Consider the following 20,232-nt stretch of genomic DNA (forward strand, 5'->3'; position numbering starts at 1 on the left):
GTGCACCACTAATTCCAATGATTGAGTTAGTGGTGGCACGCGAGATGCTTCGGCTACGCTCAGCATGACCGTCGGGTTTTACAAGCTGACCAGGCCAGCCTACCCCGCCAGCTGGGTTACCAGGTCTACGTACTGCTGGCGGGCAGCGTCTTTGCTGGTGCCGCGCAGGCCGGTCCAGGCGTCGTATTTGGCAATGGCTTTGAAGTCGAAGCCGCCGGGCCGGTCGCCGGTCACGTCGCCTTCGGTGGCTTGTTTGTAGAGGCCATAGAGCTGCAGCAGCACCATGTTGGAGGGTTTGGTGGGCAGCTGCTGGGCGCGCTGGCTGGCGGCGTCGAAATCTTCCTGGGTGGTCATGAGAAAGGGGAAATGCTGTTGTTTTAAGTAGTGAGCCCCGTTGTACCTTGGCAGCTCACTTAAGCAAACGTATGACGCGCCAATCTATTCACACCTGGGCCACAGCCGTGCTCCTGCTCACGGCCCCCGCTGCTTTTGGCCAAAAGACCTACCTGCACTGCGGGCGCCTGCTGGATGTGCGCAGCGGCAAGCTGCTGAGCCAGCAAACCATTGTAGTAGAAAAAGACCGGATTGTGGCCTTGCAGAGCGGCTACACCGCCGCCGCCGGCACCCAGGACAAGGTGGTGGACCTGACCAACCGCACCGTGCTGCCCGGCCTGATTGACTGCCACGTGCACGTGGAAAGCGAAACCAGCAAGGAAAACTTCGTTAAAGGAATCACCCAAAACCCCGCCGATGTGGCCTACGAAGCCATTGAATACGTCAACAAGACGCTGATGGCAGGCTTTACCACGGTGCGCGACATGGGCGGTTCGGGCGTGAACGTGAGCTTGCGCAACGCCATCAGCCGCGGGCTGGTGGTGGGGCCGCGCATCGTCACGGCGGGCAAGGCCATTTCGGGCACGGGCGGCCACATGGACCCCACCAACGGCTACCGCGCCAGCCTGATGGGCGTGCCCGGCCCGGCCGAGGGCATCATCAACGGACCCGACCAGGGCCGGCAGGCGGTGCGCGAACAGTACAAGCGCGGCGCCGACCTCATCAAAATAGCTTCCACCGGCGGCGTGCTCTCGGTGGCCAAAGACGGCTCGGCCCCGCAGATGACCGAGGCCGAAATCCGGGCGGTGGTGGAAACCGCCCGCGACCTGGGCCTGGCCGTGGCCTGCCACGCCCACGGCGCCGAGGGCATGAAGCGGGCCATCCGGGCCGGTGTCACCAGCATCGAGCACGGCACACTGATGGACGACGAAACCATGAAGCTGATGAAGAAATACGGCACCTGGTACGTGCCCACCATCACGGCGGGCAAGTCGGTGGCCGACTCCGCGGCTAAAAACCCGAACTACTACCCGCCGCTGGTGACTCCCAAGGCGCTGGCCATTGGCCCCAAACTGCAGGGCACCTTCGGGCGGGCCTATAAGGCTGGGGTTAAAATTGCGTTCGGCACCGACGCCGCCGTGTTCCGCCACGGCGCCAACGCGCTGGAGTTTGGCTACATGACCGAGGCGGGCATGCCGGCCGTAGAGGCCATCCGAAGCGCCACGCTGAGCGCCGCCGAGCTGCTGGGCCGCAGCAGCGACCTGGGCACGCTGGAAGTGGGCAAGCTGGCCGATATAGTGGCGGTGGATGGCGACCCACTGCAGGATATTTCGGCCATGATGCGGCCGCGTTTCGTGATGAAGGCCGGCAAGACGTACCGGCAGGAGTAGCGCGGCGCTGCGGCGGTACGGCGGGAGAAGGAACGGGCTTGCACAGGCCCGTTCCTTCTCCCGCTTTTGGTTGTGGGCGAGTTTGAAACGTGTTATCGCAGGCAGTAGCCTGCATACACTGCACTACATAACAGTCGTTTATAGCTCGATGCAAATGTCGCGCGAGGCATTCGGGGTGAATATGAAAACCAGTGCCGAACTTTGGCGAGGGCAACTTATTTCCGCCCAAAAATCATTCTATTTTTCATGAAAAAACCCTCTTGCCGCTATTGCTTGCGGCGCTAATGCTCGCCCACGGTACTGCCGGCGCCTGGGGTTTCTTTGGTCATCGCACCATCACGCAGATAGCGGTATACGAGCTGCCCACGTCGATGCAGGCTTTTTACTACCGGCACATGGCCGAAATTGTGCGCCTGAGCACCTCGCCCGACGAGCGCCGCAACACCGACCCCACCGAAGCGCCCAAGCACTTCATCGACATCGACCACTACTCGGAGTCCGACCCGTTTGGGCGCATGCCCCGTAACTACGACAAGGCCGTGGAGAAATTCTCGGCCGACACGATAAAGAAGTACGGCACCGTGCCGTGGACGGTGCTGGAAACGCAGAACAACCTCACCGAAGCCTTTCGGATGCGCGACACGGTGAGCATCATCCGGTACTCGGCCGAGCTGAGCCACTACGTGGGCGATGCCTTTGTGCCGCTGCACACCACCGTCAACTACGACGGCCAGCTCACCGACCAGAAAGGCCTGCACAGCCTTTGGGAAAGCCAGCTGCCTGAGCGGTTCATCAACGGCTACAACCTGGTGGGTGAGCCGGCCAAGTACGTGAAAGACCCGCTGGCGGCCATTTGGGGCGTGCTGCAGGAAAGCTTCGGTTTTGTGGGCGAGACGTTTGACCGCGCCACCAAGATTGAAAAGACCATGAAGCCTGACGTGCGCTTCACCTTCACGCACCGCAACGGCAAAACGTCGCGGCGCTACTCCGATGCCTTCGCCGATGCCTACGACAAATCGGTGGGGGGCATGGTGAACTACCGCCTGAAGGGCGCGCCCACCATGATTTCGTCGCTCTGGCTCACGGCCTGGCAAGACGGAGGCAAGCCAAACCTCAACGAGCTGATGACCCCCAGCAAAATCTCCAAGGAGGAGAAGGAGAAGCTCAGCAACGAACTGGCGGCCTGGAAAAACAAGACCCTGAGCCAGAACCAGCTGCTGCTGGCCCAGCAAAAACCCAAGAAGGTAGAAGTGGTCGACGAAATCAAGTCGGCGAAGGACATGGCCGACACGCCCGACGAAGCCGCAGCACCAACTCCGGTTTCCACTCCCACAGAGCCGGTTCCGGCCGTTGATAAGCTCAAGGTGAAAACCAAGGGCAAGGACGGCACCGAGAAAATAAAGCAGAAGGGCGGCGTCCCGAAGTAGGCGCTCTGTTTTTCTTAGCCCGCAGCGGGTGCGGAAGGAGGCGCAGAACGTTCTGCGCCTTCTTCCGCACCCGCTGCGGGCTACAATGCCCAGGATGTACTTTGCGCCATGAAACGCCTCTTTCTTCTGCTATTGCTGGCTGCTGGCTGCAACCAGGCGCCGCCCGCCACCGCGCCCACCGCGGCGGCCCGGGAAATCCCCGGCCCCGACCTGGCCACCCTCACCGATAGCGCCGCGCCCGCCGCGCTACTGGCTTACGGGCGCCAGCACCCCGGCTCGGAAGTGCTTATTAAGACGCGCCTGGGCAACATTCGGGTGAAGCTCTACGACGACACGCCCGTGCACAAGGCCAACTTCCTGCTGCTGGCCCGCAAGGGCGTGTTCGACGAGACCATGTTCAACCGCGTGGTGAAGGACTTTGCCGTGCAGGGCGGCCAGACCTACGGCGCCCGCACCATTCGACTGAAGCGCTACCGCCTGCCACCCGAATTTCGGCCCGACCACTTTCATAAAAAAGGTGCCCTGGGCATGGCCCGCTACGACGACGAGCAGAACCCCGGCCGCCTGTCTTCCAACACTGATTTCTACTTTGTGGTGGGCGAAAAGCTCGACCCCAACCAGTCGCAGGCTATGGCTGGTCGCAAGCTCACCCCGGCCCAGGTAAAAGCCTACGCCACCGTGGGCGGTGTGCCCTCGCTCGATGGCCAATACACCGTGTTCGGGGAAATACTGGAAGGCCAGGACGTGGTGGATAAAATTGCCAATGAGCCCGTAGAGCCCGACAAATGGCCAGTTAAGGACATTTCGCTTAAGGTGGAGGTATTGAAATAAGTCTTGGCCCGATGGCCGGCCGCTCAGGTCGGCAGCCCGGTGCCATGGAGGCCGCCCACCACGTGACGAGGCCGCTGGCATGGTGGAACGCGTAGGCGGCACTAGTTTCGACAACGCCTTAATAGGCGACAGGAAGGCAACCCAACTGCTAAACCCGGGCAATACCTGCCGGATTCTGCAACCAGAACGGCGGGGCCGGGCACATAAAAAGGCCCGTCCCCAAGGGGAACGGGCCTTCTTCTATCAAGAGGGAGAACAATTTCTCAATCTTGATTCAATGAGCACTAAGCAATAAGCTTACCAAATTTTGGCGCGGTCGGCACCGGAGCGCACCATTTTGTCGCCATCCTTGCAGCTAAAGGCCTTGTGGAACTCCGGCATGTTCTGCAACGGACCGATGGTGCGGTACTGGCCGGGCGAGTGCGGGTCAGTCTGGATGAGCTGACGCAGGGCCTCGGGGCGGGAGTTGGAACGCCAGATTTGGGCATACGCCAGGAAGAAGCGCTGCTCGGGCGTGAAGCCGTCAACGGTTTTGCCGGCTTTGGCCTGCGGGGTTTTCATGAACGCCGCGTAGGCAATGGTGAGGCCACCCAAGTCGGCCAGGTTCTCGCCCATGGTCAGCTTGCCGTTCACGTGCACCGAATCCAGCGGCGAGAAAGCATCAAACTGCTTGCCTACCACGGCTGCCTTGGCGTTGAATTTGTCGGCATCCTCTTTGGTCCACCAATCGCGCAGGTTGCCGTTCGAATCGTAGTTGCGGCCCGAGTCGTCGAAGCCGTGGGTCATTTCGTGGCCAATCACGGCGCCGATGCCGCCGTAATTCACGGCATCATCGGCCTTGGGGTCGTAGAAGGGCGGCTGCAGGATGCCGGCCGGAAACACGATTTCGTTCATCGGCGGGCTGTAATAGGCATTCACCGTGGGCGGGGTCATGCCCCACTCGCCGCGGTCAATGGGCTTACCAAACTTACCCAAACGCTCCTTAGCCGACCACTCGGCGGTGGCGAAGAGGTTATTCAGAGCGCTTTCGCGGCTAATGTTCAGCGCTGAATAGTCCTTCCATTTGTCGGGATAGCCAATTTTCACCACAAAGGCGTTGAGCTTCTTCAGTGCTTCGGCCTTGGTGGCGGCGCTCATCCACTCGGTGGCGATGATGCGCTCGGCGTAGGCCACGCGCATGTTTTCCACCATCTGCAGGGCGCGGGCCTTGGCAGCGGGGCTGAAGGCCTCGTCTACGTAGAGCTGGCCGAAGGCCTCGCCCAAGGCGCCGTCGGTGGCGCGCAGGGCGCGCTTCCAACGGGGCTGCTGCTGCTTGGCTCCGGTGGTTACCTGCGCAAATTTGAAGTTCTCGTCGCCGAAAGCCTTGGGCAGCGCGGCGGTCACGCTGCTCACCAGGTTCCAGCGCAGATACTGCTTCTGGTCGGCAATGGGCTCCTCTTTCAGCATGGCGCTCACTTCTTTGAGGAACTCGGGCTGGCCCACAATCACGTCGGTGGCGCTGGCCAGGCCGCTTTCCTTGAGACGCAGGGGCAGGTTGAGGTTGGGGTAGTCGGCCGTGGCTTGCGCCACGGTCATCTTGTTGTAGTTGGCGTTGGGGTCGCGCAGAGCCACGCGGGTGCGGGTTATCTTGGCCAAGCGCGTTTCGAGGCGGGTCACGGCAGCGGCGTTTTTCTCAGCCGTGGCCTGGTCGTCGCCCAGCAACTTGAACACGTTTACCTGGTACGTCTGGTAGGCATTGCGGATGGCCTTGGAGCGGGCATCGTCCTTCAGGTAGTAGTCGCGGTCGGCCAGCGAAAGACCACCCTGGCCCATGCGCACGGCGTACTCGCTGCTGTTTTTGCTGTCCTGGGCCACGCCGAAACCGTACCAGCCCTTGGCAAACACCTTGGGGTCGGCGAGGTAGCGCTGAATGCCGGCCAGGTCCTGAATGGCATTGATTTGGGCCAGGCGCGGCTGCAGGTATTTCAGGCCGGCTTTTTCGATGGCCATGCTGTCCATCGAAGCGGCGTAGAAGTCGCCCACTTTCTGGGCGTTGGTGCCGGGCTTGGCCGTGCGGTCGGCGGCCGATTTTTCAAGAATACGGCGCTGAATGGCTTGGTTGCTGTTGCCCAGCTCGTTAAACGAGCCCCAGCGGGTCTCGGCAGCCGGAATGGGGTTGTTCTTCAGCCACGTGCCGGAGGCGTACTGAAAGAAGTCGTCGCAGGGCATCACCGACTTGTCGATGTTGGCGGTATTAATGCCAATGCCGGGCTTGGCGGTGATGGCCGGTACCACGGTCTTCTGCTTGCCCGCGCTGGACTTTGTTTTCACCTTGGTTTGGGCTTGAGCCGCGGAGGCCACCAACCCCAGCAGCGCCGCGGAAAAAGCCGCGCGCCGCACAAAAGAGAATTGATACATAAGAGTTTTAAAAGAGCGAATTATTACGAACTACAAGTTACAACGGCCATTTAGCGTTGAAAAATTCAAAAAAAGAAAAGGAAGAATGCAGGAGTAGCAATTGCGCCGGTGTCCTTCATCCTTCCTTTTTCTATTGTTTACTCCAGCTGACTACCAAATTTTAGAGCGGTCGGCCGTGGGGCGCATCATCTTGCTACCGTCTTTGCAGCCAAAGGCTTCGAAGAACTCGGGCATGTTCATCAGCGGGCCGTTGGTCCGGAACTCAGCGGGCGAGTGCGGGTCGGTCTGCACCTGCTGGCGCAGGGCTTCGGGCCGGGAGTTGTTGCGCCAGATTTGGGCATAGCCCAAGAAAAAGCGCTGCTCGGGCGTGAAGCCGTCGATGGTTTTGCCAGCCTTCGCCTGGGGCGTTTTCTTAAACGCAGCGTAGGCAATGGTGAGGCCGCCGAGGTCAGCCAGGTTTTCGCCCATGGTCAGCTTGCCGTTTACGTGCACCGAATCGAGCGGCATGAAGGCGTCGTACTGCTTGCCCACAATGTCGGCCTTGGCGTTGAATTTGTCCGCGTCTTCTTTGGTCCACCAGTCGCGCAGGTTGCCTTTGGAGTCGTACTGGCGGCCCTGGTCGTCGAAGCCGTGCGTCATTTCGTGGCCAATCACGGCGCCGATGCCGCCGTAGTTCACGGCATCATCGGCCTTGGGGTCGTAGAAGGGCGGCTGCAGGATGCCGGCAGGAAACACGATTTCGTTCATCGGCGGGTTGTAATAGGCATTCACCGTGGGCGGGGTCATGCCCCACTCGTTGCGGTCGATGGGCTTGCCGAAGTGGCTGATTTGGTCCTGGTTGGCCCACACGCGAGCCGCCAGCAAGTTGTTGAGGTAGGACTCGCGGCCGATGCTGAGCTTGGAGTAATCCTTCCACTTATCGGGGTAGCCAATCTTTACCACAAAGGCGTTGAGCTTCGTCAGGGCCTCCTTTTTGGTGGCGGCGCTCATCCAGTCCGTGGCCTTGATGCGCTCGGCGTAGGCCACGCGCAGGTTTTCAATCATCTCCTTGGCTTTGGCTTTGGCCGCCGGCGAGAAGGCTTTGTCCACGTACAGCTGGCCGAAGGCCTCGCCCAGGGCGCCGTCGGTGGCGCGCAACGTGCGCTTCCAGCGCGGCTGCTGCTTTTTGGCCCCGGTCAGGGTTTGCGAAAACCGGAAGCTCTCGTCGCCGAAATTCTTGGGCAACGCGGCCGTTACGCTGCTCACCAGATGAAAGCGCAGGTACTGCTTCTGGTCGGCAATGGGCTCTTCCTTGAGCATGGCGCTCACTTCCTTCATGAAGTCGGGCTGGCCCACAATCACCTCTTTGGCCGCGCCCAGGCCACTTTCCTTCAGCACCAGCGGCAGGTTGAGGTTGGGGTAGGCGGCGTTGGCCTGCGCCAGCGTCATTTTGGTGTAGTTGGCGTAGGGGTCGCGCAGGTCCACGCGGCTCTTGCTGGCCTTGGCCAGGCGGGTTTCGATGCGCTGCACGGCGGCGGCATTGCTTTTGGCCGTGGCCTCGCTGTCGCCCAGCATCTTGAAGGTGTTCACCAGGTAGGTGTCGTAGGCGCTGCGGATTGCTTTCGAGCGGGCGTCGTCCTTCAGGTAGTAGTCGCGGTCGGGCAGCGTGAGGCCGCCCTGGCCCATCTGCACGGCGTACTGCGTGCTGATTTTCTCGTCCTGGCCCACGTAGGAACCGTACCACACGCTGCCGGCGTGCGCCTTGGGGTCGGCCAGAAAGCGCTGCATCTCGCCTAGGTCTTTAATGGCCGCAATGCGGTTCAGATGCGGCTGCAGGTACTTCAGGCCGGCCTGTTCAATGGCCACCGAGTCCATGGCCGAGGCGAAGAAGTCGCCTACCTTCTGGGCATTGGAGCCCTTGGGAGCCTTGGCGGCGTTGGCGGCGGCATCGTTGAGAATGGCGCGCAGGGTGGCGTTGTTGGCATCGGCCAGCTCGTTGAAAGAACCCCAGCGCGACTCAGCAGCCGGAATGGGATTGTTTTTCAGCCAGTTGCCCGAAGCGTAATGAAAAAAGTCTTCACAGGGCTTTACCGACTGGTCGATGTTGGCGATGGTGATGCCAACGCCTTTCTGGGCGGTTTGGCCCATTGCGGTGCTGGAAACCAGGCTGCCTAGTCCGAGCACGGCCAGGCTAAGCCGACGCGCAATTACAGTTACAATCATATAAGAGTGTTGGGATGGGAAATGATGCCGTGAAGTTACAGACACCCGGCTTTCGCAGCGGTTGCAGAGCAGGGTTAAAGAACCTAACCAAACAGAAAACATGAGCATGACGCCATATTCCACCTGTTGGGACGGCGCTGGTCGCAGGTTATTCGGTTATCGTTCAACGATTTCACCACCCCAGCTGGCGCTTCGCGCCAGCGTCCCCTCCTCAAAAAAGGTGGGGAGTGCGCGTTTTTCCAGCACCGCTACGCCCCTCGCCCGTAACTTGCGCCCATGCCGCTCTACAACCGCCGCCCGGAGCTTCCCCCTACCCTGCCGCCTCCGCCGCTGGGCCTGGCCGACCTGCTGGGCCGCGTGCGCCAGGCCCTGCAGCAGCAGCTGGCCAATTCCTATTGGGTGGTGGCGGAAGTCTCTGAGCTCACCGTGCCGCGCTTTGCCGGGGCCCACTGCTACCTCACCCTCACCGAGCAAACCATCGATAGCCGCGGCACCCCCATTAAGGCGCAGGCCCGCGCTACGCTCTGGAGCCAGCGCTACCAGCAGCTGGCGCCAGCCTTTGAGCACCACACCGGCCAGCCGCTGCGTGCCGGCCTGAAACTGCTGCTGCGGGTGCAGGTGCGCTTCCACGAGCAGTACGGGCTGAGCCTCGACGTGGCGGCAATTGACCCGAGCTACACCGTGGGCGAGCTGGCCCTGCTACGCCTGAAAACGTTGCGGCAGCTGGAGGAAAAAGGCCTGCTGGAACGCCAGAAGCTGCTGGTGCTACCCCTGGCGCCGCAGCGGCTGGCGGTTATTTCCTCGCCCACGGCGGCGGGCTTCCAGGATTTTGTGCAGCAGCTCGACGAAGCGCCTTATGACTTTGCCCTCACGCTGTTTCCGGCGGCCATGCAGGGCGACGACGCTCCGGCCAGCATCCGCGCTGCGCTGGACGGCGTGCGGGCGCGCCGCAGCCAGTTCGACGCCGTGGTGATTATTCGGGGCGGCGGCAGCCGCACCGACTTGCTGGCTTTTGATGAATACGGGCTGGCGGCGGCCGTGGGCGCGTTTCCCCTGCCGGTGCTCACCGGCATTGGCCACGAGCGCGACGAGGCCCTGGTGGACCTCACGGCCCACCGCGCCCTGAAAACCCCCACCGCCCTGGCCGTATTTTTGGTGGAGCGGCTGGCCCGGCTCGAAGCTGCGTTTATGGGCTATGGCGAGCGGGTGGTGGCCCTGGCCCGCGGCCAGCTCAGTCAATCCCATACCCGCCTCGACCAACTCAGCGGCCGCAGTCGCTACGCCGCCCACCGGCAGCTCGATGCGGCCCGCGATGCCTTGCACGCCCGCGCCCGCCAAGCCGCCCAGGGCCCCCGCGAACAGCTGCGCCAACTAACCCAGCGCCTGGGCCGCTACCGGCACCAGCTGCCCCGCGCGCGCCGCGCGCTGCCCGGGAGCAGCGCGGCCTGCGCCAACGCGGCCGCCGGCTGCTGAGCCGCTTCGCGCGCCACCACCGGCGGCGCCGCGAAAACCTGTTGCGCCGCCGCTTCCAGCTGCAGCTGGTGCTGGAGCGCCACCTGCACCGGGCCGAGCTGCGTCTTTGTCAGTTATCAGTTAACAGTGAGCAGTTAACCAATAGCAGACGCCCGCCAAACCCGTAGTCAACTCTTCATAATTGCTCACTGATACCTGCTCACTGTTAACTGATAAAATGACTTACCGCGAAGCTATCGAGGAACTGGAAACCATCCTGCGCGCCCTCGAAACCGATGCCGTGGACGTGGACGACCTCACCACCCGCGTCGAGCGCTCGGCTGAATTAATCCGGCTGTGCCGCCACAAGCTGCGCCACGCCGAAGCATCCTTGGACCGCGTTTTCGACACCCTGGACGACGAAGACGAGGCCGACGAGTTGGCCGAAGACGACGACGACCAGGAAGCCGAAGAAACCGCTGATGAGGACGAAAACGACGAGCACGATGACCTGCGCGGCGGGCCCGGTCGCAGTTGGTAAAAACCCCAACAAACAGTCTCGATTAGGTGCTTACATTTGCTTCTTCATCCAATACAAACTTCTTTTTATATAATTGTTCCAAAGTGTGTTAATGTCAGTTTTTATGGAGTAGACACGCACCAACTTGCGTCCCTACTTCCTGTGCCAATTCATTGCAAAAAAAAACGCAACCTGAACCGTTGCGTGTACGCTACACGCCTTGAGTTGCCCCCGTATTCTATTGACCGACTGATTCTTTTTCTCTTCTTTTGTGCTACCTGTCCGGCAGGTGCCTGCATGTGACCGACTTTCTACCCCTGTTGCTTCTAACGCCTACTTTGCTCTTGCTGGTGCTTGGGCTGGTGTGGTTTGTGGTACGCTACCAGCGGATACAACTGCGGCAGCAGCAGGAGCTGGCCCAGCTGCAGGAAGCGGCGCAGCAGCAGGCACTGGCCGCAGCTCTGGTAGCGCAGGAAGACGAGCGGCAGCGAATTGCCGCCGAATTACACGACGGCGTGGGCACCATTCTGGCGCTTGCCAAGCTCCACCTGTTTGCGCCGGGCAGCCCGCCCGCGCCCGAAGCCAGCGCCCTGATTGACCAAGCCGTGGCCGAAGTACGCCGCATATCGCGCAACCTGCAGCCGGCTACGCTGCAGCAGCTGGGCCTGGCCCAGGCCATGCGCGCGCTGGTGCAAGCCGTGCCCACCGAAAGCGGCCCCGAAGTACGCCTGGAGCAGGAAGGACCCCTGGGTCGCCTCATTCCGCCACACGAACTGATGGTGTACCGCATTGCGCAGGAGCTGCTCACCAATGGCCTGTTGCACGCCGACGCCCCGCACATTGTGCTGCGCGTGGGCGCCGTGCCCGGCCTGCTCACCCTTACTTATTCCGACGACGGCCAGGGCTTCGACCTGGCGGCGCTGGAAGAACTGCCCCCGCCCGGCCCTCACGGCCAGCCCGTGGGCATGGGCCTCATCAACCTGCGCAGCCGTGTGGCAGTGCTGGGGGGCCAATTGCATTATCATTCCGAACCAGGGGTGGGAACCCGCGTAGAGGCTATTTTGCCTGTTACGCTGCTGCCAGCCGGCACGCCCGCCCCTTCTTTTACGCTCAATTCATGAGACCTACTTCTACTCCTGCGGCCGGGGCCGTGCCAGTTCGCCTAGCCATCGTCGACGACCATATCTTGTTTCGCAAAGGGCTGCGGGCGCTGCTCAGCGGCTACGTGGGCATTGAGGTGGTGTGCGAAGCCGGCAACGGCCAGGAGCTCCTCGAGCTGCTGGACCAGGGCAGCCGCCCCAACGTGGTGCTGATGGACATGCAGATGCCCATTCTCGACGGCCTGCAAACCACCCGCCTGCTGCGCACCCAGTTTCCGGCGGTGCGCGTGGTCATCATCTCCATGCACGACGACCCTTCGCTGGTGAGCACCGTGCTGGCCGAAGGTGCCCACAGCTACCTCGTAAAAAACACCTCGCCCGAGGAGATGCGCAGCGCCGTGCTGGCCGCCGCCGCCAGTACCGGCCAGTAGCGGCCACGGCGGCAGCACCCGTGCGGTTTCTAATGCGTGGCTGCTGCGCCTGTTGTACTATATCAAAAAGCCCCCGCTTCCTATACTGAATAGGAAGCGGGGGCTTTTTTTGATGCTTAAGCCAGCGACAGCCGTTGCTTAGAGCGTGGCCGACAGGCCCACCGTGAAGGTGCGGCCGCGGTTGAAGAAGGCCTGCAGCAAGTCGAGGCTGCCGTTGTTAGCAGCGGCCCGGTTCGAAACATCGGTGAAGTAAAACTCATTGAACACGTTCAGCACGGAGCCTTTTAGCCCGAGGCGCACCTTGTTATTGAGCACGGGTTTGAATTCGTAGCCCATGTGCAAGTCAAAGTTGCGGGTGGTGGGCAGGCGGTACGAATCGGTGCTGCTGGCGGGGTCGAGGATGGTTTCGGGGTTGAAGTCGGCGTAGTATTTGGTGAAGAGCAGGAACGAAGGGCGGATGTAGGCGCCGCGAAACGGCTCGTAGCGCAGGCCAATCTGGAACTGGTTCTGGGCGGCGTCGCCCACGTGGGTACCGTCGAGGAACACCGGCTGGTCTACCAGGTCGGGGTTCACAAAGGAGCCGTCTTCCTTGGTCTGGTTGAGCAGGCCTTTGCCGGTCCAGCGCCAGTCGCCCATGGAAATGGCGGCGTTCAGCTGCAGGCGGCGGCTGATTTCCTGCGCCACGCTCAGCTCCACGCCGGCGTGCCGGGCGTTCACGTTGCGCACGTTGCTGTACACGGCTTCGCCGGAAGCATTGGAAAAGGAGGTAGTGGTTTTGTTGGACCACAGGGTGTAGTAGGCATTCAGGGTCACTTTCAGGCTGGGGTACGAAATGCCGTAGCCTATTTCGGCGCTCGAAATGCCTTCGGGGCGCACGTTGTCGTACTTGCGGCCGGCGTTGGTATACAGCAGGTTGAAGAACGGCACCTTGCTGTTGTAGCCCACGTTGGCAAACACGTTGTCGTGCTCGGTGATGTTGTAGTTGGCACCGGCCTTCACGCTGTAGCCCGTGAAACGGGTCCAGTCGGTTTCCACGAAGCTACCATCGGCCTGCTTGAGCTGGAAGTAGTCGATGCGCTTGTAGGCCACCTGCGAAAGCGTGGCGCTCACCACCGCCGAGAGCAGCGGCGTCTTGTATTCGAGCTGCGAGTAGCCGCCCAGCCAACGGGTTTTGCCGTCGTAGTTGTAGCCGAGCTTGTCGCCTACCTGCAGGCGGGCCGCCGGGTCAGCGTTGCGGTCGCGGCCCGAGGCGGGTGCCAGCGCGAAATCTGCCCCCACCAGGTCGCGGATTTCGCGGTAATGCAGGCCCGTGTAGTTGCGGCCGTCCACGCCCGCCGAGAAGGTTACTTTGTCATTCACCAGGTAATCGCCGCCCACCACAAAGCCGTACCAGCGGTGGCTGTTCACGCTGTTTATCAGGAACTGGGTGGCGCGGCGGGTGGGGTTCGGGTTGGGGTTGTTGGCCGTAGGCAAGCCGATGTTGTCGTCGTAAATCTTCTGGAAATCCGTTTGACCGGTGGCGCTGTTTTGGGCAATGGTGGTGGAGTTGGAAGCGGTGAGGCCGCTGGAGCCGCCGCCCGTGCCGTAGGAAGCATACAGCACCGTGGACACAAACAGACGGTCGGTGGCCTGCCAGAGGTCGTTGAAGTTCACTTGGGGCTTGTGGTAGAAGTTGGTGCGCTCGTTCAGGACCTCTTGGCCGCGGCTGGTTTTCTGGCCATTCGGCCCCAGGCTGTAGCGGTCCAGCGTGCCCCAATACGGGTTGTACTGGAAGCCGCGGTTGCCATTAATAACGGGCTTGGCCCCGATTTCGCGGGCTTTCTCATCCGAATACACCCCTACCTGCGCGGGGAAAGAACGCTGCCCGTGCTTCTGGGGCGAACCCATGCCGGTGAGCGACAGGCTGTGTTTGCCCGCCCGCTTGCTGACAGTACCGAAGTAGGTGTAGGCGTCGTCAAACGCCTTGTCCACCCAGCCGTCGGAGGTACGGCGCGAGCCGTAGACCGTGAACGCCCAGTCGCCCTTAAGCTGGCCGGAACTGAGCATGAGCGAATATTTCTGGTAGTTGTTGGAGCCGGTTTCCACGCGGGCCAGCACCGATTTCTTGTCGTCGAAGCCTTTGGTGAGCACGTTGATGGTGCCGCCCACCGAGGGCACGGCAATCTTGGACGCCGACAGACCGCGCTGCACCTGCAGCGACTTAGTCACGTCGCCCAGGTCCCAGTTCGACCAGAACACGTTGCCGTTTTCCATGTCGTTCACCGGCACGCCGTTGATGAGCACGGCCACGTTGCGCTGGTCGAAGCCGCGCACGTTGATGCGCGAGTCGCCGGTGCCACCGCCGCGCTGCGTAGCGTATACGCCGGGCGTTTCGTTGAGAATCATCGGCAGGTCGCGGTTGGAGAGGGTTTCGCGCAGCTTCACCTCGCTCACGGCCGAAAAGGCTACGGGCGTGCTCCGCTCCTGGGCCTGGGCGGCCACCACGGTCACTTCTTCCAGGCTGGCGTTGTCGGGGCTCAAGGCAAAGGAGGCCACCACGTTCTGGGTGGTTATTTTAACGGTTTGGGTCAGCGGCTTGTAGCCAATGAAGCTGGCCTGCAGCGTGTAGGTGCCGGCGGGCAGGTTGGGGACTTTAAAGGAGCCGTCGGCATCGGCGCCGCTGCCGGTGTTCTGGCCGCTGCCCGTTACCTGCACCGTGGCCCCGGGCAGGGTTTCGCCGGTCACCTTGTCGAGAACGCGCCCCCGAATGGAAAACGTATTCTGCGCCAGCGCCGGCAGCGCAAATAGAACCGTAACTAAAACAGTAAAAAAGTGCTTCATACCTGTATAAAGAGCACCCGGCACACTCCGGGGACAACAAATATACAGCTTAGCAGAGGCCAATCTAAAGCCATGCTGACGGCCCCGCCGGGCGGGGCTACACCAGCTCCACGGCCGGATCCCAGAACAGCCGGGCGAACTCCACCACCCGGTCTTCCTCCACCCGCACGCCTTCGGCTTCCAGGGCTTCCTGCATGGCGAAGGGAGTGGCGAAGTGCAGGCGGCCAGTGAGGTGGCCCAGCCGGTTTATCACGCGGTGGGCGGGCACGTACTGGTCGGCCGTGTGGGCGGCCATCATGGCGTAGCCCACGGTGCGGGCGCCGTGCCGGGCCCCCAGGTAATGGGCAATGGTGCCGTAGGTGCTCACCCGCCCGGCCGGAATAAGGCGCACGACTTCGTGCACGTCCTGGAAAAAATTACGGGGCTCGGGGGCGGTTTGGGCAGTTGGCTTCATCGGGACGAAGATAGGTTTCGGTCCGGGTGATGCCGACCTCCGTCTATTTTATATAGAGGGGCGCAACCTTTCGGGCAAAATTTGCACTATATACGCTACCCCGCTCCCTTGCCTGCTGCTTCGCGCGGGCTTCGGGGCCCGACTTAAACATCAGCCGCTACTTGCGCGTTCTTGCCACCTATGCCAGTTGAAACCACCACCATTGCCCCTGCCCCGCAGTGGGATACCACCTCCACACCCGGCCCGAGTGCGGCCCCTCTCCTGCCTGAGTACGAGCCCGAAACCCCGCCTTCCAAAAGCCGCGCCTGGCTGGGCTGGCTGATTGCGGCCCTGGTCATCGCAGGCCTGGTATTTGTAAAAATAAAGTATTTCCCCAGCGCTGCGGGAAGCGATAAAAAAGGCGGTGCCGCGGGCGGCAAGGGAGGCAAAGGCGGGCCGGGCGGCGCGGGTGGCAAAGGCCAGCTGGTGCCGGTGCAGGTGTATGTGGTAGCTGCCTCCAGCCTCACCGACCAGGTAGCGGCCACGGGTTCCGTGCTGGCTGAAGAATCGGTCATCATCAAAAGCGAGCTGTCGGGAAAAATCACCAGTCTCAATATCAAGGAAGGCCAGTCGGTGAGCAAGGGCCAGCTCCTGTTCAGCATTAATGCTGATGAAGCCCAGGCCGCCATTCAGAAGCAGCAGTACAACATCAAGCTGTTTCGCGACCAGGAAAAGCGCCAGCGCACCCTGCTGGATAAGGAATACATCAGCGCCCAGGAATACGAGCAGTCGAATAACGCGCTGCTCACGGCCCAGGCCGACCTGCAGGCCCTACGCGCCACCCTGGCCAAAGCCTACGTGCGCGCCCCGTTCTCCGGTGTGCTGGGCTTGAGCACGGCCACGGTGGGCACCTACGTGAGCCCCGGCGCCGAAATCACCACGCTGTCGCGCGTGCGGCCCGTGAAGATTGACTTTGCCGTGCCCGGCCGCTTTGCTGCCAACGTGCGGGTGGGCGATGTGGTGAGTGTGGTAGACGAAACCACCAACCGGACCTTTGATTCCAAGGTGTACGCCATCGACCCGCAGATTGACCCCGTGAGCCGCACCCAGCCCGTGCGCGCCCGCTTTGCCAACACCAACAATGAGCTACGCCCCGGCGCCTTCGTGCGGGTGAACCTGAAGCTGGGCGAAAGCGCAACTGCTCTGCAGGTGCCCACCGAAGCTGTGATTCCGGAAGCCAGCGGCTACAACGTGTACACGGTGAAGGGCGGCAAAATGGTGCCGCAGAAAGTCAAAATCGGCATTCGCTCCGACAAGGTCATTCAAATAACCGAAGGCATTGCGGTAGGCGACACGGTGATTCGAACCGGTATTTTGCAGGTGAAGCCGGGGGACGGGGTTCGGGTAATTAAATAATTTGAACGTCAAGCTCCCCTCCTTACCAAGGAGGGGATGTTCGAGCCAAAGGCTCGAACGGGGGTGGTTGTGGGCGTCTGGAGTTTTTTAGGTGACTTCGTTCCACTAACTCGTTCAACGCCACAACCACCCCAGTTCAGCCTTGCGGCTGAACGTCCCCTCCTTGGTAAGGAGGGGAGTTTACCGTCCTATATCCAATTAACTAAAAATGAGTCTTTCCACTACCAGCATCAACCGGCCGGTTCTCGCCATTGTGATGAGCCTGGTCATCATCATTTTTGGGGTGATTGGCTTTCGGTACCTCAGCGTTCGGGAGTACCCGAGCGTGGACCCGCCCATTATTACGGTGTCGGCCAGCTACACGGGGGCCTCGGCCGATGTGATGCAGGGCCAGGTAACGGAGCCGCTGGAAGAGGCTCTGAACGGCATTGCCGGCATCAAGAACATGACGTCGAACTCGCGCGACGGCCGCACCCAGATTACGGTGGAGTTTGACCTCGACTCGGACCTGGAAACGGCGGCCAACGACGTGCGCGACAAGGTGTCGGGCGCGCAAGGCCGCCTGCCGCGCGACATCGACCCGCCCGTAGTGAGCAAGGCCAACGCCGACTCGCAGCCCATCGTCATCACCTACCTCAACTCGGACAAGCGCACGCTGCTGGAACTCACGGACTTCGCCAACAACTCCCTTAAGGAGCGGCTCCAGACCATTCCGGGCGTGTCGGAAGTGCGGGTGTATGGCGAGCGGAAATACTCCATGCGCCTGTGGCTGGACCCGGTGAAACTGTCGGCCCTGCGCGTGTCGCCGGTGGACGTGCAGCAGGCCCTGACCCGCGAAAACGTGGAGCTGCCCAGCGGCTCGGTGCAGGGCCAGGCCACGCAGCTCACGCTGCGCACCATGGGCCGCCTGACGTCAGTAGCGGACTTCAACAACCTGATTATCCGCAAGGACGCCATCTCGCTGGTGCGCCTCTCCGACATTGGCTACGCCGAGCTGTACCCGGAAAACGACCAGACCATTTTCCGGGTAAACGGCGTGCCGGGCGTGGCCCTGGCCGTGGTGCCCCAGCCGGGCTCCAACCAGATTGACATTGCCGACGAATTCAACAAGCGCCTCCAGCAGTACGGCAAGGATTTGCCCTCGGACCTGAAGCTGCGGCCGGGCATCGACAACTCGGTGTTTATCCGCAACTCCATCAGCGAGGTGGAGCACACCATCATCGAAGCCTTTGTGCTGGTGGTGGTTATCATCTTTTTGTTTCTGCGCGACTGGCGTTCCACGCTCATTCCGGTGGTGGCCATCCCGGTGTCGCTCATTGGTATTTTCTTCGTGATGTACCTGCTTGATTTCTCCATCAACGTACTCACGCTGCTGGCCATCGTGCTGGCCATTGGCCTGGTGGTGGACGACGCCATTGTGGTGCTGGAAAACATCTACTCGCGCATTGAAGATGGCGAAGAGCCCAAGGAAGCGGCCATAAAAGGCACCGAGGAAATTCTGGTGGCCGTGGTGAGCACCACGGTGGTGCTGGCGGCGGTGTTTCTGCCGGTGGTGTTCCTCACGGGCATCACGGGACGGCTGTTCCGCGAGTTTGGTATTGTGGTGGCGGGCTCGGTGCTGATTTCGGCCTTCGTGTCGCTCACGCTCACGCCCATGATGTGCGCCAAGCTGCTGAAGCGCCAGGAAACGCACAACTGGTTTTATCGCAAGACCGAGCCGTTCTTCGAGGGCATGATTAACGCCTACCAGGATAGCCTGCGCTCTTTTTTGCGCAACCGCTGGCTGGCCTGGGTGATGATAGTAGTGACGGGCGGCGGCATTTGGGGCTTCATGAAAATCATCCCCTCGGAGCTGGCCCCGGTGGAAGACCGCAGCCGGATTAACATCAGCGCCACCGGGCCGGAAGGGGCATCGTTTGAGTACATGGACGACTACATTTCCCAGCTGACCAAGGTGGCGACGGATTCGGCCGGTGCCGAAAACCTGAACAGCGTGTTCACGGTCACGTCGCCGGGCTTCGGTGGGGGCTCCAACTCGGGCATTGCGCGCGTGATTCTGCGGCAAGCCGGCCAACGGCCCAAAACCCAGGACCAAGTGGCCACCAGCCTCACGGCGGGTGTGAAAAACTTGCCCGCTGCCCGTACGTCGGTGTCGCAGGACCAGAGCATTGGCGGTGGCGGCGGCGGCCTGCCGGTGCAGTTTGTGGTGCAAACCCAGAACTTCGAGAAGCTGCGCGAAGCCGTGCCCAAGTTTCTGGAGTTGGCCCGCCAGGACCCCACCTTCCAGTTCGTAGACGTGAACCTGAAGTTCAACAAACCTGAGCTGCGCGTTAACATCGACCGCGAGAAGGCGCAAAGCCTGGGCGTTTCGGTGCAAAGCATTGCCCAGACCCTGCAGGCTGGTCTTAGCGGCCAGCGCTACGGCTACTTCATTCGGGGCAGCAAGCAGTACCAGATTATTGGGCAGGTGGCCCGCGAAGACCGCAACCAGCCGCTGGACGTGCGCCTGCTGTCGGTGAAAAACAACCAGGGCGAGTTGGTGCAGCTCGACAACGTTATTCGGCTGGAGGAAAGCAGCACGCCGCCCCAGCTTTACCGCTTCAACCGCTACAACTCGGCGACGTTCTCGGCCTCGCTGGCCCCCGGCCAAACCTTGGGCGACGGCATCGCGGCCATGCGCGCCATTGCCGAACAAAACCTCGACGACACCTTCACCACCGAGCTGGCGGGCACTTCCCGCGACTTCGAGGAAAGCTCCTCGTCGCTGCTCTTCGCCTTCGGCCTGGCCCTGGTGCTGATTTACCTGGTGCTGGCCGCGCAGTTTGAAAGCTTCCGCGACCCGGTCATCATCATGGTGACGGTGCCGCTGGCCCTCTCGGGCGCCTTGCTTAGCCTGTGGTACTTCAACCAGACGCTGAATTTGTTCTCGCAAATCGGCATCATCATGCTCATTGGCCTGGTTACCAAAAACGGCATTCTCATCGTGGAATTTGCCAACCAACGCGTCGAGAAATTCAACGTGGACTACATGACCGGCCTCATTGAAGGCGCCACCGCGCGCTTCCGCCCCATTCTGATGACCTCGCTGTGCGCCATTCTGGGCATTCTGCCAATCGCCGTAGCCACCGGCGCGGGCGCGCTCAGCCGCCGGGCCATGGGCATTGGCGTGGTGGGCGGACTCCTGTTTGCCACGGTGCTCACGTTGTACATCGTGCCGGTAATGTATTCCTACTTCGCCACGGCCAAAAAGCACAAGCCCAAACCAGCCGAAGCCGTAGCGGTGTAAGGCCGCACACTCCCCTCCTTTTTTAAGGAGGGGATGTTTCAGCAAAGCTGAAACGGGGGTGGTGCCCCTCGTTGAACGATGAAAGAACAAGGCCAGTCGCAAGTCGTCTAAATAACTAGCCGCTAGTCGTTCATCCATTATTCAACGACTTCACCACCCCAGCTGGCGCTTTGCGCCAGCGTCCCCTCCTTAA

The 20,232-nt window shown here is 61.5% G+C and carries 14 protein-coding genes; 9 read left to right on the forward strand and 5 right to left on the reverse strand.

Translation table 11 applies throughout. The annotated features are described in order from the left end of the window. Positions 1 to 99: 99 nt before the first annotated feature. Positions 100 to 354 (reverse strand): acyl-CoA-binding protein, encoded by a 255-nt coding sequence (locus BEN48_RS07340; RefSeq protein WP_070733949.1) that lies wholly within the window; start codon positions 352 to 354, stop codon positions 100 to 102. Between the two features lie 71 nt (positions 355 to 425). On the opposite strand from BEN48_RS07340, the gene BEN48_RS07345 reads away from it, so the two are divergent. The 3 genes from BEN48_RS07345 to BEN48_RS07355 all read left to right on the forward strand — a co-directional run bounded on the left by BEN48_RS07345 (position 426) and on the right by BEN48_RS07355 (position 3,982). Continuing rightward, on the forward strand, positions 426 to 1,724 hold the full coding sequence (locus BEN48_RS07345; RefSeq protein ID WP_083320853.1) for a metal-dependent hydrolase family protein: 1,299 nt from the start codon (positions 426 to 428) through the stop codon (positions 1,722 to 1,724). 260 nt (positions 1,725 to 1,984) lie between these two features. Then, complete coding sequence (locus BEN48_RS07350) at positions 1,985 to 3,151, forward strand: zinc dependent phospholipase C family protein (protein WP_125932523.1); 1,167 nt, start codon at positions 1,985 to 1,987, stop codon at positions 3,149 to 3,151. A 108-nt stretch (positions 3,152 to 3,259) separates the two neighbouring features. Beyond that, positions 3,260 to 3,982 (forward strand): peptidylprolyl isomerase, encoded by a 723-nt coding sequence (locus BEN48_RS07355; protein WP_070733951.1) that lies wholly within the window; start codon positions 3,260 to 3,262, stop codon positions 3,980 to 3,982. Positions 3,983 to 4,279: 297 nt separating this feature from the next. On the opposite strand, the gene BEN48_RS07360 is transcribed toward BEN48_RS07355, so the two are convergent. Both BEN48_RS07360 and BEN48_RS07365 read right to left on the reverse strand, forming a co-directional pair. Then, positions 4,280 to 6,379 (reverse strand): M13 family metallopeptidase, encoded by a 2,100-nt coding sequence (locus BEN48_RS07360; RefSeq protein WP_070733952.1) that lies wholly within the window; start codon positions 6,377 to 6,379, stop codon positions 4,280 to 4,282. Between the two features lie 150 nt (positions 6,380 to 6,529). Continuing rightward, entirely contained in the window at positions 6,530 to 8,581 is a 2,052-nt protein-coding gene (locus tag BEN48_RS07365) for a M13 family metallopeptidase (RefSeq protein WP_070733953.1), read from the reverse strand. Between the two features lie 276 nt (positions 8,582 to 8,857). Between BEN48_RS07365 and xseA the strand changes: the two genes are divergently transcribed. From xseA to BEN48_RS07385, 4 genes are all read left to right on the forward strand, one after another. Further along, positions 8,858 to 10,054, forward strand: a complete 1,197-nt coding sequence (gene xseA, locus BEN48_RS07370; RefSeq protein ID WP_070733954.1) for an exodeoxyribonuclease VII large subunit — start codon at positions 8,858 to 8,860, stop codon at positions 10,052 to 10,054. A 217-nt stretch (positions 10,055 to 10,271) separates the two neighbouring features. Next, entirely contained in the window at positions 10,272 to 10,574 is a 303-nt protein-coding gene (gene xseB, locus BEN48_RS07375; protein ID WP_083320854.1) for an exodeoxyribonuclease VII small subunit, read from the forward strand. A 278-nt stretch (positions 10,575 to 10,852) separates the two neighbouring features. Next, a complete protein-coding gene (locus BEN48_RS07380) occupies positions 10,853 to 11,674 on the forward strand; it encodes a sensor histidine kinase (protein WP_070733955.1) in 822 nt (273 codons plus the stop codon). Next, complete coding sequence (locus tag BEN48_RS07385) at positions 11,671 to 12,084, forward strand: response regulator (RefSeq protein WP_083320856.1); 414 nt, start codon at positions 11,671 to 11,673, stop codon at positions 12,082 to 12,084. The genes BEN48_RS07380 and BEN48_RS07385 overlap by 4 nt, the downstream gene beginning before the upstream one ends. A 138-nt stretch (positions 12,085 to 12,222) precedes the next feature. Here BEN48_RS07385 and BEN48_RS07390 read toward each other — a convergent pair whose 3' ends face one another. Continuing rightward, entirely contained in the window at positions 12,223 to 14,904 is a 2,682-nt protein-coding gene (locus tag BEN48_RS07390; RefSeq protein WP_070733957.1) for a TonB-dependent receptor, read from the reverse strand. 97 nt (positions 14,905 to 15,001) lie between these two features. After that, on the reverse strand, positions 15,002 to 15,358 hold the full coding sequence (locus BEN48_RS07395; protein ID WP_070733958.1) for an MGMT family protein: 357 nt from the start codon (positions 15,356 to 15,358) through the stop codon (positions 15,002 to 15,004). Positions 15,359 to 15,538: 180 nt separating this feature from the next. Between BEN48_RS07395 and BEN48_RS07400 the strand changes: the two genes are divergently transcribed. Then, positions 15,539 to 16,753 carry an efflux RND transporter periplasmic adaptor subunit gene (locus BEN48_RS07400; RefSeq protein WP_083320857.1) on the forward strand — a complete coding sequence of 405 codons (1,215 nt, stop codon included), beginning with the start codon at positions 15,539 to 15,541 and terminating at the stop codon, positions 16,751 to 16,753. 208 nt (positions 16,754 to 16,961) lie between these two features. Beyond that, positions 16,962 to 20,039: an efflux RND transporter permease subunit gene (locus tag BEN48_RS07405; protein WP_083320858.1), complete on the forward strand. Its 3,078-nt coding sequence runs from the start codon at positions 16,962 to 16,964 to the stop codon at positions 20,037 to 20,039. Positions 20,040 to 20,232 lie beyond the last annotated feature (193 nt).

The organism is Hymenobacter glacialis, from assembly GCF_001816165.1.
Lineage (GTDB): Bacteria > Bacteroidota > Bacteroidia > Cytophagales > Hymenobacteraceae > Hymenobacter > Hymenobacter glacialis.

Bases quoted from the DNA above. Each gene is read 5' to 3' on its own strand.
- BEN48_RS07340 (WP_070733949.1), bottom strand. From the start codon at position 354: ATGACCACCCAGGAAGATTTCGACGCCGCCAGCCAGCGCGCCCAGCAG.
- xseB (WP_083320854.1), top strand. From the start codon at position 10,272: ATGACTTACCGCGAAGCTATCGAGGAACTGGAAACCATCCTGCGCGCC.
- BEN48_RS07355 (WP_070733951.1), top strand. From the start codon at position 3,260: ATGAAACGCCTCTTTCTTCTGCTATTGCTGGCTGCTGGCTGCAACCAG.
- BEN48_RS07345 (WP_083320853.1), top strand. From the start codon at position 426: ATGACGCGCCAATCTATTCACACCTGGGCCACAGCCGTGCTCCTGCTC.
- BEN48_RS07400 (WP_083320857.1), top strand. From the start codon at position 15,539: ATGCCAGTTGAAACCACCACCATTGCCCCTGCCCCGCAGTGGGATACC.
- BEN48_RS07365 (WP_070733953.1), bottom strand. From the start codon at position 8,581: ATGATTGTAACTGTAATTGCGCGTCGGCTTAGCCTGGCCGTGCTCGGA.
- xseA (WP_070733954.1), top strand. From the start codon at position 8,858: ATGCCGCTCTACAACCGCCGCCCGGAGCTTCCCCCTACCCTGCCGCCT.
- BEN48_RS07405 (WP_083320858.1), top strand. From the start codon at position 16,962: ATGAGTCTTTCCACTACCAGCATCAACCGGCCGGTTCTCGCCATTGTG.
- BEN48_RS07385 (WP_083320856.1), top strand. From the start codon at position 11,671: ATGAGACCTACTTCTACTCCTGCGGCCGGGGCCGTGCCAGTTCGCCTA.
- BEN48_RS07390 (WP_070733957.1), bottom strand. From the start codon at position 14,904: ATGAAGCACTTTTTTACTGTTTTAGTTACGGTTCTATTTGCGCTGCCG.
- BEN48_RS07395 (WP_070733958.1), bottom strand. From the start codon at position 15,358: ATGAAGCCAACTGCCCAAACCGCCCCCGAGCCCCGTAATTTTTTCCAG.
- BEN48_RS07360 (WP_070733952.1), bottom strand. From the start codon at position 6,379: ATGTATCAATTCTCTTTTGTGCGGCGCGCGGCTTTTTCCGCGGCGCTG.